Annotated in this window: 16 protein-coding genes; 9 read left to right on the forward strand and 7 right to left on the reverse strand. The window is 73.5% G+C overall.

The genetic code is table 11. The annotated features are described in order from the left end of the window. Positions 1–4: 4 nt before the first annotated feature. The 5 genes from ACGFX4_RS05895 (at position 5) to ACGFX4_RS05915 (ending at position 5,774) form a co-directional block, all read left to right on the forward strand. On the forward strand, positions 5–1,159 hold the full coding sequence (locus tag ACGFX4_RS05895) for an ABC transporter permease (RefSeq protein ID WP_393070618.1): 1,155 nt from the start codon (positions 5–7) through the stop codon (positions 1,157–1,159). Beyond that, a complete protein-coding gene (locus tag ACGFX4_RS05900) occupies positions 1,156–2,421 on the forward strand; it encodes an ABC transporter permease (protein ID WP_393070620.1) in 1,266 nt (421 codons plus the stop codon). Before ACGFX4_RS05895 ends, ACGFX4_RS05900 begins: the two co-directional genes overlap by 4 nt. Next, positions 2,418–2,807 (forward strand): cytidine deaminase, encoded by a 390-nt coding sequence (locus ACGFX4_RS05905; protein WP_393070622.1) that lies wholly within the window; start codon positions 2,418–2,420, stop codon positions 2,805–2,807. The genes ACGFX4_RS05900 and ACGFX4_RS05905 overlap by 4 nt, the downstream gene beginning before the upstream one ends. A gap of 96 nt (positions 2,808–2,903) precedes the next feature. After that, a complete protein-coding gene (locus ACGFX4_RS05910) occupies positions 2,904–4,181 on the forward strand; it encodes a thymidine phosphorylase (RefSeq protein WP_345697466.1) in 1,278 nt (425 codons plus the stop codon). Between the two features lie 333 nt (positions 4,182–4,514). Further along, positions 4,515–5,774, forward strand: a complete 1,260-nt coding sequence (locus tag ACGFX4_RS05915; RefSeq protein WP_393070624.1) for an alpha/beta hydrolase family protein — start codon at positions 4,515–4,517, stop codon at positions 5,772–5,774. A gap of 74 nt (positions 5,775–5,848) precedes the next feature. On the opposite strand, the gene ACGFX4_RS05920 is transcribed toward ACGFX4_RS05915, so the two are convergent. After that, positions 5,849–7,132 (reverse strand): MFS transporter, encoded by a 1,284-nt coding sequence (locus tag ACGFX4_RS05920; protein ID WP_393070626.1) that lies wholly within the window; start codon positions 7,130–7,132, stop codon positions 5,849–5,851. A gap of 63 nt (positions 7,133–7,195) precedes the next feature. Between ACGFX4_RS05920 and ACGFX4_RS05925 the strand changes: the two genes are divergently transcribed. Then, a complete protein-coding gene (locus ACGFX4_RS05925; protein WP_393070628.1) occupies positions 7,196–8,152 on the forward strand; it encodes a LysR family transcriptional regulator in 957 nt (318 codons plus the stop codon). A 70-nt stretch (positions 8,153–8,222) separates the two neighbouring features. On the opposite strand, the gene ACGFX4_RS05930 is transcribed toward ACGFX4_RS05925, so the two are convergent. Both ACGFX4_RS05930 and ACGFX4_RS05935 read right to left on the reverse strand, forming a co-directional pair. Beyond that, positions 8,223–8,630 carry an SRPBCC domain-containing protein gene (locus ACGFX4_RS05930; RefSeq protein ID WP_393070630.1) on the reverse strand — a complete coding sequence of 136 codons (408 nt, stop codon included), beginning with the start codon at positions 8,628–8,630 and terminating at the stop codon, positions 8,223–8,225. After that, a complete protein-coding gene (locus tag ACGFX4_RS05935) occupies positions 8,627–8,962 on the reverse strand; it encodes an ArsR/SmtB family transcription factor (RefSeq protein WP_393070632.1) in 336 nt (111 codons plus the stop codon). The genes ACGFX4_RS05930 and ACGFX4_RS05935 overlap by 4 nt, the downstream gene beginning before the upstream one ends. Before the next feature lie 113 nt (positions 8,963–9,075). On the opposite strand from ACGFX4_RS05935, the gene ACGFX4_RS05940 reads away from it, so the two are divergent. Further along, positions 9,076–10,224, forward strand: coding sequence for an adenosine deaminase (locus tag ACGFX4_RS05940; protein ID WP_393070633.1), 1,149 nt, complete (start codon positions 9,076–9,078; stop codon positions 10,222–10,224). A 196-nt stretch (positions 10,225–10,420) separates the two neighbouring features. Then, on the forward strand, positions 10,421–10,978 hold the full coding sequence (locus ACGFX4_RS05945; RefSeq protein WP_393070635.1) for a hypothetical protein: 558 nt from the start codon (positions 10,421–10,423) through the stop codon (positions 10,976–10,978). A 109-nt stretch (positions 10,979–11,087) separates the two neighbouring features. On the opposite strand, the gene ACGFX4_RS05950 is transcribed toward ACGFX4_RS05945, so the two are convergent. Further along, entirely contained in the window at positions 11,088–11,270 is a 183-nt protein-coding gene (locus tag ACGFX4_RS05950; protein ID WP_393070637.1) for a PspC domain-containing protein, read from the reverse strand. A 363-nt stretch (positions 11,271–11,633) separates the two neighbouring features. On the opposite strand from ACGFX4_RS05950, the gene ACGFX4_RS05955 reads away from it, so the two are divergent. Further along, on the forward strand, positions 11,634–12,413 hold the full coding sequence (locus ACGFX4_RS05955; RefSeq protein WP_393070639.1) for a hypothetical protein: 780 nt from the start codon (positions 11,634–11,636) through the stop codon (positions 12,411–12,413). Here ACGFX4_RS05955 and ACGFX4_RS05960 read toward each other — a convergent pair. The 3 genes from ACGFX4_RS05960 to ACGFX4_RS05970 form a co-directional block, all read right to left on the reverse strand. After that, on the reverse strand, positions 12,382–13,053 hold the full coding sequence (locus ACGFX4_RS05960) for a VanZ family protein (RefSeq protein WP_393070641.1): 672 nt from the start codon (positions 13,051–13,053) through the stop codon (positions 12,382–12,384). The two genes, ACGFX4_RS05955 and ACGFX4_RS05960, sit on opposite strands and share 32 nt — an antisense overlap. A 128-nt stretch (positions 13,054–13,181) precedes the next feature. Next, a complete protein-coding gene (locus ACGFX4_RS05965; protein WP_393070642.1) occupies positions 13,182–13,529 on the reverse strand; it encodes a hypothetical protein in 348 nt (115 codons plus the stop codon). Then, positions 13,526–15,034 carry an ATP-binding protein gene (locus ACGFX4_RS05970; RefSeq protein WP_393070724.1) on the reverse strand — a complete coding sequence of 503 codons (1,509 nt, stop codon included), beginning with the start codon at positions 15,032–15,034 and terminating at the stop codon, positions 13,526–13,528. The genes ACGFX4_RS05965 and ACGFX4_RS05970 overlap by 4 nt, the downstream gene beginning before the upstream one ends. Positions 15,035–15,065 lie beyond the last annotated feature (31 nt).

A 15,065-nucleotide genomic window follows, 5' to 3' on the forward strand; every position in this document is an offset into this window, starting at 1 on the left:
CCCGATGACCACTGAGAACTCCGCCGCGAAGGCGTCCTTCAAGGACCGCTTCGACGGCGAGCGCATCCTGCTGGCCCTGGCCGCGCCGGTGCTCGCGGTGCTGCTCTCCGCGGTGATCTGCGGCGTGCTGCTGGCGATCTCCGGCAAGGACCCGTTCAACGCCTTCCAGGTGATGTGGGACTACGGCACCGCCTCGGACGGCCAGGTGCTCACCCTGAACCGGGCCACCACGTACTACGTCGCCGGTTGCGCCGCCGCCTTCGGCTTCCGGATGAACCTGTTCAACATCGGCGTCGAGGGCCAGTACCGGCTCGGCATGCTGTTCGCCGCGTACGTCGGCAGCCAGGTCGACCTGCCGGCCGTGCTGCAGATCCCGCTGCTGCTGATCACCGCGATGCTGGTCGGCGGCCTGTGGGCCTCGATCGCCGCCCTGCTGAAGGTCTACCGCGGCGTCAGCGAGGTCATCTCGACCATCATGCTGAACGCCATCGCCACCGCGGTGGTCGGCCTGCTGCTCGTCCCGGGCGTCTTCGCCCCGGCGAAGGGCGGCAGCAGCAACGCGATCAACACCGCGCCGGTCTCGCAGTCCAGCCACTTCTTCACCATCCCGACCGCGGGTGGCGACCTGTACGGCTTCATCTTCGTCGCCATCGCGATCGGCGTGCTGTTCCACTTCACCCTGAGCCGCACCCGGTTCGGCTTCGACCTGCGCGCCACCGGCCGCTCGGAGACGGCCGCCAAGGCCTCGGGCGTCAACGTCAAGCGCATGATCATCACCAGCATGGTGGTGTCCGGCGCGCTGGCCGGCATGATCGGCCTGCCGGAGCTGCTGCAGCACTCGTACTACTTCGGCCAGAGCGTGCAGCTGAACCTCGGCTTCATCGGCATCTCGGTCGCCCTGCTCGGCCGCAACACGCCGATCGGCATCGTCTTCTCGGCGCTGCTGTTCGCCTTCCTCGACGTCGCGGGTACCCGTCTGCCGCTGCGCGGCGACTACCCGCAGGAGATCGTCGCGGTCATGCAGGGAACCATCGTCATCTGCGTCGTCGTCGCCTACGAGCTGGTCCGCCGCTACGGCCTGAAGCGCCAGCAGCAGAAGGTCGGCGCCGAGCTCGCCGCCCAGGCCGCCGCGGCCGCCAAGAAGGAGGTCTCGGCGTGAGTACGGCAACTGCCACCAAGCCGAAGTCGGGCGGGGCTCCCGCCAAGCGCGGGAAGATCACCTGGCCCGTCGTCCTGCTGCTGATCGCCGGTGCCCTGGTGCTGGTCTCCGCGGTCGAGGCGTACACCGGCAACTACGGCCTGACCTCCTCCGGGCAGATCAGCGCGGCGCTCTCCTCGGCCGTGCCGATCGCGATGGCCGGTCTCGGCGGTCTGTGGTCGGAGCGGGCCGGCGTGGTCAACATCGGCCTCGAAGGCATGATGGTCGCCGGCACCTTCTGCGGCGCCTGGGCGGGCTACCTGGTCAACCCGTGGGTCGGCCTGCTGGCCGGCATGGCGGGCGGCGCGCTCGGCGGTCTGCTGCACGCGCTGGTCACCGTGACCTTCGGCGTCGACCACATCGTCTCCGGCGTCGGCATCAACCTGCTGATCCCCGGCATCTGCGCGTACGTCAACCGGATCTACTACAAGGACTACGTGGCGAACGGCGCGGGCGCCAACCAGTCCCCGCCGGCCGACCCGCTGCCCGAGATCACGATCCCGGGTCTCTCCAGCTGGCTGGAGAGCATCGAGTCGCACCACTGGTTCCTGGTCTCCGACGTCGCCGGCATCCTCGCCGGCCTGGTCACCAACCTGTCGGTGGTCGTGGTGATCGCCGCCGTGCTGCTGGTCGTCACCTACTTCCTGCTCTGGCGCACGGTGTTCGGCCTGCGGCTGCGCTCCTGCGGTGAGAACCCCACCGCCTCGGAGTCGCTGGGCGTCAACGTCTACAAGTACAAGTACTACGCGGTGGTCGCCTCGGGCGCCTTCGCCGGCCTCGGCGGCGCGTACCTCTCGCTGGTCGCCGCGCACTTCTACAAGGACGGCCAGACCCAGGGCCGCGGCTTCATCGGCCTCGCCGCGATGATCTTCGGCAACTGGATGCCCGGCGGCCTCGCCATGGGCGCCGGCCTGTTCGGCTTCACCGACAGCCTCCAGCTGCGCGACGCGGACAACGTCCACGTCCTGCTGCTGGTCATCGCGATCGCCATGGCGCTGCTCGCGCTCTGGCAGCTCTACCGCCGCAAGTTCACCGGCGCGGTGATCAGCGCGGTCGTCGCCGTCGGCCTGGGCCTGTGGTACGCGCTCACCGACACCGTCCAGCGCCCGCTGATCGTCGCCACCCCGTACGTCATCACGCTGGTCGTGCTGGCCCTCGCCTCGCAACGCCTGCGGATGCCCAAGGCGGACGGCCAGATCTACCGCAAGGGCGAGGGCAAGTGACGGCCGCCGTCGACTGGGCGCGGCTGCGCGAGGCCGCGCGGGACGCGATGGCGCACGCGTACGCCCCGTACAGCAAGTTCCCGGTCGGGGCGGCCGCCCTGGTCGACGACGGGCGCACCGTCACCGGCTGCAACGTGGAGAACGCCTCGTACGGGCTCGGGCTGTGCGCCGAGTGCGGACTGGTCTCGGCGCTGCACGCCGGCGGCGGCGGCCGGCTGGTGGCGTTCACCTGCGTGGACGGCGCCGGCGAGCTGCTGATGCCGTGCGGCCGCTGCCGCCAGCTGCTGTTCGAGCACGGCGGCCCCGAGCTGCTGGTCGAGCTGCCCTCCGGGGTGCGGCCGATGAGCGAACTGCTGCCCGACGCCTTCGGGCCGGAGCGGCTCTAGTCGCTGAGGTTGTTACGCGCGTAGAGTGTCGCGGGAGAGCAGGACATCCCGCGGCACTCTTCGCATTTCTGACCCACCCTCCGGGAGTACAACACCATGGACGCCATCTCCGTCATCAGGACCAAGCGCGACCGCGGCGAACTGACCGATCCGCAGATCGACTGGGTGATCGACGCCTACACCCGCGGCGAGGTCGCCGACGAGCAGATGTCCGCCCTCGCCATGGCGATCCTGCTCAACGGCATGAACCCGCGCGAGATCAGCCGCTGGACCGACGCCATGATCCGCTCCGGCGAGCGGATGGACTTCACCGCGCTCGGCGTCCCCACCGCCGACAAGCACTCGACCGGCGGCGTCGGCGACAAGATCACCCTCCCGCTCGCCCCGCTCGTCGCCGCCTGCGGCGCCGCCGTCCCGCAGCTCTCCGGCCGCGGCCTCGGCCACACCGGCGGCACCCTCGACAAGCTCGAATCCATCCCCGGCTGGCGGGCCCTGCTCTCCAACGACGAGATGATGGACGTCCTGCGCACCACCGGCGCCGTCATCTGCGCCGCAGGCGACGGCCTCGCCCCCGCCGACAAGAAGCTCTACGCCCTGCGCGACGTCACCGGCACCGTCGAGGCCATCCCGCTGATCGCCTCCTCGATCATGTCCAAGAAGATCGCCGAGGGTACGGGCGCCCTGGTGCTGGACGTCAAGGTCGGCAGCGGCGCCTTCATGAAGAACCTCGACGACGCCCGCGAACTCGCCCGCACCATGGTCGGCCTCGGCAACAGCGCCGGCGTCAACACCGTCGCCCTGCTCACCGACATGTCCGTGCCGCTCGGCCTCACCGCCGGCAACGCGCTCGAAGTCCGCGAGTCCGTCGAGGTCCTCGCCGGCGGCGGCCCCGCCGACGTCGTCGAGCTCACCCTCGCGCTCGCCCGCGAGATGCTCGCCGCCGCCGGCGTCCACGGCAAGGACCCCGCCGACGCCCTGCGCGACGGCTCCGCCATGGACCACTGGCGCCGCATGATCGCCGCCCAGGGCGGCGACCCCGACGCCACCCTCCCCGTCGCCCGCGAGCAGCACGTCGTCACCGCCCCCGCGAGCGGCGTCCTCACCGAACTCGACGCCTACGCCGTCGGCGTCTGCGCCTGGCGCCTCGGCGCCGGCCGCGCCCGCAAGGAGGACCCGGTCCAGGCCGGCGCCGGCGTCGAGATCCACGCCAAGCCCGGTGCCGAGGTGACCGCCGGCCAGCCGCTGCTCACCCTGCACACCGACACCCCCGAGCGCTTCGACTACGCGCTGGAGGCGCTGACCACCGGCATCACCGTCAGCCCGGCCGGCACCGCCTTCACCGCCGACCCGATCGTCCTCGACCGCATCGCCTGACACGCGACGACCACCGACGGCCGCGCCCCCGCTCCGGGGGTGCGGCCGTCCGCGCGTGGATCAGACGGGCAGCAGCCGGTCGAGCAGGAACTCGTCGCCGGTGACGGCGCCAGGGTGATCATGCCGCCGGCGATCTCGATCTTCCCGATCCCCGGGACCTCCTGAAGCCGATCCGCAATCTCGCGCAAGCGGGCGTACGCACCGGTGTCGATGCTCATGCTCGGAGTCCAGCGACGGCGGCAGCGCGTGATGTCGCGGTAGGGCCAGCATCAGGATGGATACACCCGCTGGCCGGGCTGTGGCGCGAGGGTGACGGTACGTAGCGTCGGCGCCATGGAATCCACAGATGCAGCAGGCAAGCTCCGGCGCGTGCTCCGCCGGCTGAACATCGGAACTGCCCTGGCGGTCCTGGCCACTGCGACCCTGACGGCGGGAGCCGCCTCGGCGGACACCGCGCACCGGAGCGACCGCGGACGGTTGGTCTCCGTCCAGCACGTGACCACCCTGGCCGCGAAGGAGGATGCCGCCGCGGCACTGGCGGCGGCCGGGTACGACGGGAGCGCGGTCCGGTTCGGAGTGGACGCCTACCGGCTGGTGTACCGAACCGTGGACCCCGGCGGCCGACCGACCACCGCCAGCGGACTGCTGGTGCTGCCCCGTGGCGGCGACCACGAGTTGCGGACGGTGTCATTCACCCACGGCACCGCCAGCTACCGGCCCGACGCCCCGTCCTCCATGGTCAAGGTCGGGTTCGTGTCCTCACCCGCCGTCACGTACGCGTCCGCCGGGTTCGCCGCCGTCGCCCCGGACTACCTCGGTCTGGGCACGGGCCCGGGACTCCATCCCTGGATGGACGTGCCGTCGGAGACGACCGCCTCCCTGGACATGCTCCGGGCCGCCCGCGCCTTCGTTCCACGGACGGGGCGGGCGCTGGGGCACGACGTGCTGGTCACCGGGTTCTCCCAGGGCGCCTCGGCGGCGATGGGACTCGCACGGGCACTCCAGGCCGGCGACGACCGGTGGTTCCGGCTCGAAGCCGTCGCACCGGTCAGTGGCGCCTACGACTTCCGGCACGCCGAGCTGCCGGCGCTGCTCGACGGGTCCCTCGACCCGAAGTCGAGTGTGCTGTACGCGGCGTACCTTCTCGTCGCCTGGAACCGGCTGCACCACCTGTACGACTCTCCGGACGAGGTCTTCCGGGCGCCGTACAGCAGCACGGTCGAGGCGCTGTTCGACGGTGCGCACACCGGTCCGCAGCTCTTCGCCGGCACCCCCGACGCCATCGACGCGCTGCTCACCCCGCACGGCTTCGAGATGCTGCGGAACCCGACCGGCCGACTGGCCGAGGCACTCCGGGTGGCCGACAGCACCTGCGACTGGGCGCCCCGTGTCCCGGTCCGCCTGTACGCGGCCGACGCGGACGAGCAGGCGGCCGACGCCAACACCGACCACTGCGAGGCCGCGTTGCGGTCGCACGGCGTCGACGTGGCCGTCGTCGACCTCGGTGCCCCGGACTTCGCGGGCTCCAGGCACCTCGGCTCCAACGTCGCCGGCACGGCGGCCGTCGTGCGCTGGTTCGGCCAACTGCGCTGAGCAGCCGTCCGGCGGCGTCGAACGCGAGGCACGTCCGGCGGACGTGCCTCGCACCGGCGGGTCGCGGGGTCGCCTCAGGCGGTCGCGTGGCGGGCGTGGTGGGCGTGGTGGGCGCGGTGGGTGGCGTAGAGGGTGATACCTGCGGCCAGGGTCATGGCGACCAGGCCGACCGCGGCGGCGCCGTCCCAGCCGGAGGAGTGGTAGGCGTCGGCGCCGAGGGTGCCGCCGAGGCTGTTGCCGAGGTAGTAGGTGATCAGGTAGAGCGCGGAGGCCTGGGCGCGGCCGTGGGTGGCGGTGCGGCCGACGGCCGAGGAGGCGGTCGCGTGGCCGGCGAAGAAGCCGGCGGTGATCAGGACCAGGCCGAGCAGCGCGGCGGCCAGCGAGCCGGCCAGCGAGAGCAGCAGGCCGGCGGCGGTGGTGCCGATGGCCACGTACAGGGTGCCGCGGCGGCCGAGCCGTGCGGTGAGGCGCCCGGCGGAGGCGGAGGACGCGGTGCCGACCAGGTAGACGACGAAGATCGAGGCGGCGAGCGACTGCGGCAGGTTGAAGGGCGCCGAGGTCAGCCGGTAGCCGACCGTGTTGTAGACGGCGCCGAAGACCGCCATGAAGAGCATCCCGAGGGCGTACAGGCGCAGCAGCAGCGGGTTGCGCAGGTGCGTGCCGACGGTGCGGGCGAGGGCGCGGGCGTCCACCGGGGCGGGCCGGAAGTTGCGGGCGCGGGGGATGAGCAGCCGGAAGACGAGCGCGGCGAGCAGGGCGAGCGCGGCGGAGACGGCGAGCCCCCAGCGCCAGCCCCAGGCGGCGGCCGCCCAGCCGGAGACCAGCCGGCCGCCCATGCCGCCGATCGAGTTGCCGGCCACGTACAGGCCCATCGCGGAGGCGAGCGCGCTCGGGTGGATCTCCTCGGCGAGGTACGCCATCGCGGTGGCGGGCAGTCCGGCGAGCGCGGCGCCCTGGACGGCGCGCAGCACCACCAGGGTGGTGAGGTTCGGGGCGAGGGGCAGCAGCAGTGCGATGCCGGAGGCGGCGACGGTGGAGGCGGTCATCACCGTGGTGCGGCCGTACCGGTCGGAGAGCGCGCTGGCCGGGAGCAGGGCGAGGGCGAGGCCGAGGGTGGCGGCGGAGGCGGTCCACGCGGCCTGGCCGGGCGTCAGGTCGAGGTCGGCCGAGAGGATCGGCAGCAGGCCCTGGGTGGAGTACAGCAGGACGAAGGTGGCCACACCGGCGGCGAACAGCGCCAGGTTGGCGCGGCGGAACGCGCGGTCGCCCGGGCGGTGGCGCAGGTCGGTTTCCGAGGGCGGGGACGACGGGGTGGAGGCGCCCGGTCTGGCGGGCGCCCCGGTACTGGAGGGCTGCATGGATCGAACGTAGGGCCCGCGTCGTTGATGCGTCCAATGCATGGATGGGGGAAGATCCATACCGTGACGCATGAGAGCAGCTCGCAGCCGGTCCGCCTCGCCGAGCTCGGCCCGGAGGCCGATGTGACCCGCCTCGCACCGCTGTTGGCCGAATTCGCGGCGGTCGCCCGACTGGAGCACGTGACCCAGGCGGCCCAACTGCTCGGCATGCCGCAGCCCACCCTCTCCCGGGCGGTCGCCCGACTGGAGGCCGAGCTCGGCGTCGACCTGCTGGCCCGTCAGGGGCGCACCGTACGGCTGACCCGGGCCGGCCGGCTGCTGCTCGGCTCCGTCGAGCGGGCCCTCGCCGAACTGGAACGCGGCGCCGACGCCGCCCGGGCGGAGGCCGACCCGGCGGCCGGGCGGGTGGCGTTCGGCTTCCTGCACACCATGGGGACGGACGCGGTGCCCGCGCTGCTGCGGGGCTTTCGCAGCGAGCACCCGCGGGTGCGGTTCCAGCTGGTGCAGGACTACGTCGCCGCGATGCTGGAACGGCTGCGCGCCGGGGAGCTGGACCTCTGCCTGGTCTCCCCGGTGCCGGACGCCCCCGACCTGGTCGCCCGACCGCTCGACGAGCAGCGGCTGCACCTGGTCGTCCCCGCCGACCACCGGCTCGCCGGACGCCGCCGGATCCGGCTCGCGGAGGTCGCGCAGGAACCGTGGGTCGCGGTGGAGGAGGGGTACGGGCTGCGGGTGATCACCGACGGCTTCTGCGCGGAGGCGGGGTTCGTGCCGCGGATCGCGTTCGAGGGGGAGGAGGCGGAGACCCTGCGGGGCCTGGTGGCGGCCGGGCTGGGGGTGGCGCTGCTGCCGCCCGCGCTGGTGCCGCGGCCGGGCGTGGTGGAACTGGAGGTCACCGCCCCGCGCACCCGCCGCGCGATCGGCCTGGCCTGGGTCGCCGGCCGCCCGCTCACGCCTCCGGCGACGGCCTTCCGCGACTTCGTCCTCTCCCGCCGCGGCCGCCTCCTCGACCACGACTGACCGGCGCGCCGCGCGAAGACAACCGCGCTGCACGCCGCGGGACCGTCGCGCTGCGCGCCGCCCGGGGGCGTCACTCGGCGAGGGTCGCGGCCAGCCGGTCGAGGACGTGCGGCCAGCCGTGGCCCATGCCGTCGAGGGCGCTGCGGCCGAGCGGGGAGTCGAGGTCGAATCCGGCGTGTTCGAGCAGCAGGCGGGTGCCGGTGCCTTCGGGGACGAGTCGCCAGGTGAGGGTGGTGTCGAGGGTGTCTTCGGCGAAGGAGTAGCGGAGCAGGCGCTCGGGTTCGACGGCGAGCACCTCGCAGGGCTGTTCGCCCCACGGGCCCATGTCGAGGGTGAAGCGGTGGCCGACCTCGGCGCGGATGTCGCCCGCCGCCCACCAGCGGGCGTGGGTCCGGGGGTCGGTGAGGGCGTGCCAGACCTTCGCGGGCGGGTGCGGGAGGAAGCGGTCGAGCTCGATGGTGGTGCGGGGCTCGGTCATCCGGGGGTGTCCTTCTCGGTGGGGGTCGGTTCGGCGTCGAGCAGGTCGGCGAGGGCGGTGAGCCGGCCGCGCCAGTAGTGCTCGAAGGGGTGCAGCCAGGCGCCGACCTGGGCGAGTGGCGCGGGGTCGAGGTGGTAGTAGCGCTGCCGTCCGCGGGGCTCCTCGCGGACCAGGCCGGCCTGGCGGAGGACCTGGAGGTGTTCGGAGACGGCGGGGCGGCTGAGCTCGAAGCGTCCGGCCAGGTCGCCGGCGGCGCGCGGTCCGTCGAGCAGGGCGTCGAGCAGACGGCGGCGGACGGGGTTGGCGAGAGCGCTGAAGACGTCGGTGGCCACGTCCGGACAATACGTCGGAGATTTCCGACAGGTCAAGCGTCGGAATTTTCCGACATGAGGCGAGAGTGGTGTGGCGAGTGGGAATCTACGCGCGTAGGAGCTACACTCTCGCAATGGAGAAGCAGATCCCTGCCACCGCGGGTACCGCAGCCCCGCGCATTCCCACCCCCGAGCAGATCGCCCGCGCCCCCAAGGTGCTCCTGCACGATCACCTGGACGGCGGGCTCCGCCCCGAGACCATCGTCGAACTGGCCGCGGCCTGCGGCTACGAGGGCCTGCCCACCACCGACCCGAAGGAACTCGGCGTCTGGTTCCGGGAGGCCGCCGACTCCGGCTCGCTGGTCCGCTACCTGGAGACCTTCGCGCACACCTGTGCCGTGATGCAGACCCGCGAGGCGCTGGTCAAGGTCGCCGCCGACTGCGCCGAGGACCTGGCCGCCGACGGCGTGGTCTACGCCGAGGTGCGGTACGCCCCCGAGCAGCACCTGGAGGGCGGCCTCACCCTCGACCAGGTGGTGGAGGCGGTCAACGAGGGCTTCCGCCTCGGCGAGGCCAACGCCCGGGCCCGGGGCAACCGGATCCGGGTCGGCACCCTGCTGACCGCGATGCGGCACGCCGCCCGCTCCCAGGAGATCGCCGAGCTCGCCAACCGCCACCGCGACCAGGGCGTGGTCGGCTTCGACATCGCCGGCGCCGAGGCGGGCTACCCTCCCACCCGCCACCAGGCCGCCTTCGACTACCTCAAGGGCGAGAACAACCACTTCACCATCCACGCCGGCGAGGCGTTCGGTCTGCCGTCGATCTGGGAGGCCCTGCAGTGCTGCGGCGCCGACCGGCTCGGCCACGGCGTGCGGATCGTCGACGACATCACGGTCGCCGAGGACGGCACCGTCCGGCTCGGCCGGCTGGCCGCGTACGTGCGCGACAAGCGGATCCCGCTGGAGATGTGCCCGACCTCCAACCTGCAGACCGGCGCCGCGAGTTCGTACGCCGAGCACCCGATCGGGATGCTCAGCCGGCTGAAGTTCCGGGTCACCGTCAACACCGACAACCGGCTGATGAGCGGCACCAGCATGAGCCAGGAGTTCCAGCACCTGGTGGACGCCTTCGGCTACACCCTGGGCGACATGGAGTGGTTCACGGTGAACGCGATGAAGTCCGCGTTCCTGCCGTTCGACGAGCGGCTCGCGATGATCAGCGACGTGATCAAGCCTGGCTACGCCGAGCTCAAGGCGGAGTGGCTCTTCAGCCCGCGCGCCTGACCCGGACCGGAGGGGCGTCGGGCTGCCGCCGAGAGCCCGACGCTCATCCGACTATTCAGTCCTGGGGGTGACGCGTCTTTGATCCGTGCGCTCGCTTGTCACTACGGTGGGCCAGTCATTGATGACTCGGCGTGACGATCGGCGTCCCAGGCGCCGTCCGAACGCCGGGGCCCGACCAGGACTCGAGGACGCACACATGAAGCAGGCCACTCTGAAGGCTGCCGGTACGGCTGCGCTGGGCGCCGCGATCGCCGTCGTTGCCGCGGGTTCCGCCTCGGCCGCCGCCCCGGGCGGTCTCGGACTGCCGACCAGCGCGCTGACCAACCCCGGCCTGACCGGTGCCGCGACCGGTGCGGTCGCCAAGGTCCCCGGCGGCGACCAGGTCACCCAGGTGGCCGGCACGCTCAACCCGGACGTGGCCGCTCCGCTGGCCCCGGCGCCGGCCGCCCAGGCCCCGGCCGCCCAGGCTCCCGTCGAGCAGGCCCCGGCCGCGCAGGCCCCCGCCGCCGAGGCGCCGGCCGCGCAGGCCCCCGTCGAGCAGGTCCCGGCCGCGCAGACCCCGCTCGCCGACCCGGCCGCCGCGATGCCCGCCATGCCGGCCGCTCCCGCCGCCGCCAACCGCGTCGGCGGCCTGGACTCCGTCCCCGGCGGCCAGGGCCTGGCCAAGACCCCGGTCGGCGGCGTGGTCGGCACCCTCAGCGGGCTGAGCCCGACCGGCGGCGGTGCCCCGTCCCTGCCGGGCCTCGGCGGCTGACGCCCGCTCCCCGCACAACGGGCCGAGGGCCGCTCCCGCGCGACGTGCGCGGCAGCGGCCCTCGGCCCGTTCCCGGTCACTCCCGGGCGGATCGCCCCCCCCGGGCGGGTCACGGCTCCTGGGGGAGGATCAGCCACAGCGCGAGGTAGATCAGGAACTGCGGGCCGGGCAGCAGGCAGGAGAGCAGGAACAGGATCCGGACGGTCCACGGCGTCATGCCGAAGCGCTTGGCGAGCCCGGCGCAGACGCCGGCGATGACGCGGTTGTGGCGGGGGCGGGCAAGCGAACTCATCGGTCACTCCGAGGTGTTGGCCCCGTCCGGACTCTCCGGTGGGCATGACTCCATACTCCCGGCCGCGGCCCGCGCGATCGTCAGCCCACATGCCGATCCGCACCCCCGAGGTATCACCGGGCAGGCCGACCCCGCCCTCAGGGACGACTCAGGGGCGGCCCCTGACACCCCGCCCCGGACCCCGCGCTCTCCGCCGCCCTCCCGCGGGCGGGCCGGGGGGCGGGCCGGGGGCAGGCCGGGGGCGAGGGCAAAGGCTTCGTAAAGCGGCGGGCCCCGGCGACCGACGGGCCACCCCGGACTGCCAGACTCCGCGTGCCCCGCACCCCCGGGGCACCAGGCACCACCTCAAGGACACCCCGCACCATGCACGCACCCCGGCTCCTCGCCGCCACCCTCGTCTGCTCCGCCGCCCTGGTCGGCCTCACCGCCTGCGGCCCGACCGACGCGAAGAAGAGCACCGACGCCGCCGCCCCGAGCGCCTCCGCGGCCCCGAGCAAGGCCCCCGCGCTCGGCGACCTCACCGCCGCCGAGATCATCAAGAAGGGCCAGGAGGCCAGCGCCAAGGCCACCTCGGTGAAGCTCACCTTCGACCTCACCAGCGAGGGCCTCCACCTCACCGGCACGGTCGCCCAGGACGCCACCGGCAACTGCGTCGGCCAGGTCACCTACGGCGACAAGGGCGCCTTCGAGCTGCTGCGCACCGGCGGCAAGATCTGGCTGAAGCCCGACGCCAAGTTCTGGCAGGTCATCGCTCCGGAGGCGGCCAAGGCCGGAGCCGGCAAGTACCTGGCGGGCGACGCGAACGGCCCCCGCCTCAAGGACCTCGCCACCTTCTGCGACCTCGGCCTGGAGTCGCTGAAGAAGGTCGGCAAGAACGACGACGGCACCGACGACACCGCCGGTGCGGTCAAGGGCGCGCCGAAGCAGGTCGGCTCCCTCAAGGCGGTCGTGGTCACCGACGCGGCCGACGGCGAGAAGTCCGAGGTGGCCTTCGCCGCCGAGGGCGAGCCCTACCTGCTGCAGCTCTCCATCTCCGGCAAGGAGCCCAGCACGATGACGTTCTCCGACTTCCAGCAGCCGGTCGCCGTCACCGCTCCCGCGGCCGCGCAGGTCATCGACGCGGCGAAGTACCTGAAGGGCTGAGCCCGGTGAACGACGGGGCCGGTCCCGCGGGCAGCGCCGAGCGCCGCCCGCGGGACCGGCCCCGGTCGTCGGCGGGCCCGTCGGCCGCCGGGACGTGGCTCGCCGGGGCCTGGGCCGCCGGGCCGTGGGCCGCGCGCTCGCGGCGGTGCAGCAGTGTGGTCCGGACCGCCGGGACCACCGTCAGATGGGCCAGCGCCGCGCCGAGGGTGCCCAGCAGGATGTCGTCCACGTTCAGGACGCGGCCGGGCACCGAGCCGCCGAGGATCTCCAGCCCGGTGGCCAGCAGCGCCACCGTGCCCGTGGTGCGCAGCAGGGACGGGAACCAGGACACCCGCAGCCGCCCGCCGGCCAGCGGCAGCAGCACCCCGACCGGGGCCAGCGGCAGCAGTCCGGAGGCGAGCTGGACGGCACCGGCGAGACCGCGGGTGGCCAGCGCCTGCTCGACCGAGGCGAGCGGGGTCAGGTTGGCCGGGTAGGTCCAGCTCACCGACAGCGGGCGGAGCGTCAGCCAGCCGAGCAGCAGCAGGTGGAGCGCCAGCAGGACCCGTGCCGTCGTTCGCAGCGGTCGGGACGCTCCCGGTCCCGCTGGTCGGTCGCCGGTCGGAACGCCGGTACGCGCGGTGGTGCCATGTCGGTGCACGTACCGGAGGACGCGGTCCGCTTCCGACCGGTTCCCACCGGTGACCGCGTCACCCGGATGCCGGGCCGCCCGGCCACGGGGCGCCGTCGCGCACCGGGGCACGGGCGCGCCGGTCCAGGGCAGGCCGGTCAGGGGCAGCGGCTGCCGGACGCGCTGGGGGAGGCGCTGAACACCGGCGCCGGCGACTTCGGCGGGCCGGGCGTCTTGCCGGCCGGCGTGGTGGCGGCGGTGACCGCGGGGCCGGTGGACGGGACGCCGCCGCTCTCGCCGGGCGCGGCTGTCCCGGGCGGCGCCACGGACGGGACCGGGGTCGGCGCCGCGGCGGTGGCCACGCTGGGGACCTGGACCGGGTTGGGGCAGGCCGTCCGGCTGGCGGGGGCGCCCGCGTCCACCGGTACGGCGGTCGGGCGGATCCCGCAGCCGGCCAGGGCCAGCAGGGCGAGGACGGCGATCGGGAGGGTACGGCCGGGGGTCACTGGGTGCCCTCCTTCGGGTTCTCGGCCCGGTCCGGGTCGGCGGTGGGCGGGGTGAGCGGCAGGATCAGGGTGAACACCGCGCCGCCCTGCGGTCCGTTGGCGGCGGTGATGGTGCCGCCGTGGATCTGCGCGTTGGCCATCGCGATGGACAGGCCCAGGCCGCTGCCCTCGGAGCGGGCCCGGCCCTTGTCGGCCTTGTAGAACCGGTCGAAGACGTGCGGCAGCACGTCCTCCGGGATGCCGGGTCCGCTGTCGGAGACCTGGATCACCACCGAGCCGTCGGCCTCCCGGACCTTCACCCGCACCGGCGAGCCGCCGTGCTTGAGCGCGTTGCCGATCAGGTTGGCGAACACCACGTCCAGGCGGCGCGGGTCGACCACGGCGAGGACCCCGCGCGGCGCGTCCACCTCCACCGCGTCGTACCAGGCGCGCCCGTCGATGCAGGACATGATCAGGTCGGCGATGTCCACCTCGTCGGCGACCAGCCTGGCGGTGCCCGCGTCGAAGCGGGTGACCTCCATCAGGTTCTCCACCAGGTCGGACAGCCGCCGGGTCTCGCTGACCACCAGCCGGACGGCCGGCTCGATCATCGGGTCCAGCGAGTCGGCCTCGTCCTCCAGGATGTCGGTGACGGCGGTCATCGCGGTCAGCGGGGTGCGCAGTTCGTGCGACATGTCGGCGACGAACCGCCGGGACTGCGCCTCGCGCGCGCTCAACTCCGCGACCTGCTCGGACAGCGACTCCGCGGCCCGGTTGAAGGTCCGTGCCAGGTCGGCGAGTTCGTCGCCGCCCTCGACCTCCAGCCGGGTGTCCAGCTCGCCCTCGCCGAGCCGTCGGGCGGCCTCGCCCAGCCGCTTGACCGGCCGCAGCACGGTGGCCGACGCGGCCTGCGCCAGCAGCGCCGAGCCGATCAGCGCGAGCAGTGTGGCGATCGCCAACGACCAGCCCAGGGTGTTGAGATCGGCCCGCTCGTTCTGCAGCGACTTGAACATGTAGGCGGTCGGCCCGGTCGGCACCACCTTCGTCCCGCCGACCACGTACGGGCCGTCCAGGTTCACCCGCTGCCAATACAGGTGGTAGACGTACGGGTTGCCCGGACCGATCTCCCGCGGCCGCCCGACCTGGGTGGCCAGCGGGCCCGGGACCTGCGCGGTGGTGAAGCGGCCCGGGTCGGAGGAGGCCACGCACTCGGGGTGCGCCTCGTCGACCACCACCACGTCGTAGTTCAGGCCCGAACTCGCGACCTGCACGGCGAGGTTGGCCAGCTCCTGGCAGGAGGCGTCGAGCGGCAGCGCGGAGACGTTCCGGGTGAGCGACACCCGGAAGTCGTTCAACGCGGTGTCCTGGGCGCGCTTGAGGACCGCGTCCCGGTTCAGCCAGTACGCGATCCCGGACGCGGACACCGCGGTGACCAGCGCCACCACGGCGAACACCGCGATCAGGCGCACCCGCAGGGAGCGCAGCCGACGGCGCGCCCCGGCGCGCGGACGGTGCGGAGCAGACAGGTCGGTCACCAACAACTCGCAGGGCTCGGAA

This window comes from Kitasatospora sp. NPDC048365, assembly GCF_043200835.1.
Taxonomy (GTDB): domain Bacteria; phylum Actinomycetota; class Actinomycetes; order Streptomycetales; family Streptomycetaceae; genus Kitasatospora; species Kitasatospora terrestris.

Excerpts from the sequence above, each read along its gene's own strand:
- ACGFX4_RS05895 (WP_393070618.1), top strand. The coding sequence starts at position 5 with ATGACCACTGAGAACTCCGCCGCGAAGGCGTCCTTCAAGGACCGCTTC.
- ACGFX4_RS05910 (WP_345697466.1), top strand. The coding sequence starts at position 2,904 with ATGGACGCCATCTCCGTCATCAGGACCAAGCGCGACCGCGGCGAACTG.
- ACGFX4_RS05915 (WP_393070624.1), top strand. The coding sequence starts at position 4,515 with ATGGAATCCACAGATGCAGCAGGCAAGCTCCGGCGCGTGCTCCGCCGG.
- ACGFX4_RS05920 (WP_393070626.1), bottom strand. The coding sequence starts at position 7,132 with ATGCAGCCCTCCAGTACCGGGGCGCCCGCCAGACCGGGCGCCTCCACC.
- ACGFX4_RS05930 (WP_393070630.1), bottom strand. The coding sequence starts at position 8,630 with ATGACCGAGCCCCGCACCACCATCGAGCTCGACCGCTTCCTCCCGCAC.
- ACGFX4_RS05940 (WP_393070633.1), top strand. The coding sequence starts at position 9,076 with ATGGAGAAGCAGATCCCTGCCACCGCGGGTACCGCAGCCCCGCGCATT.
- ACGFX4_RS05945 (WP_393070635.1), top strand. The coding sequence starts at position 10,421 with ATGAAGCAGGCCACTCTGAAGGCTGCCGGTACGGCTGCGCTGGGCGCC.
- ACGFX4_RS05950 (WP_393070637.1), bottom strand. The coding sequence starts at position 11,270 with ATGAGTTCGCTTGCCCGCCCCCGCCACAACCGCGTCATCGCCGGCGTC.
- ACGFX4_RS05955 (WP_393070639.1), top strand. The coding sequence starts at position 11,634 with ATGCACGCACCCCGGCTCCTCGCCGCCACCCTCGTCTGCTCCGCCGCC.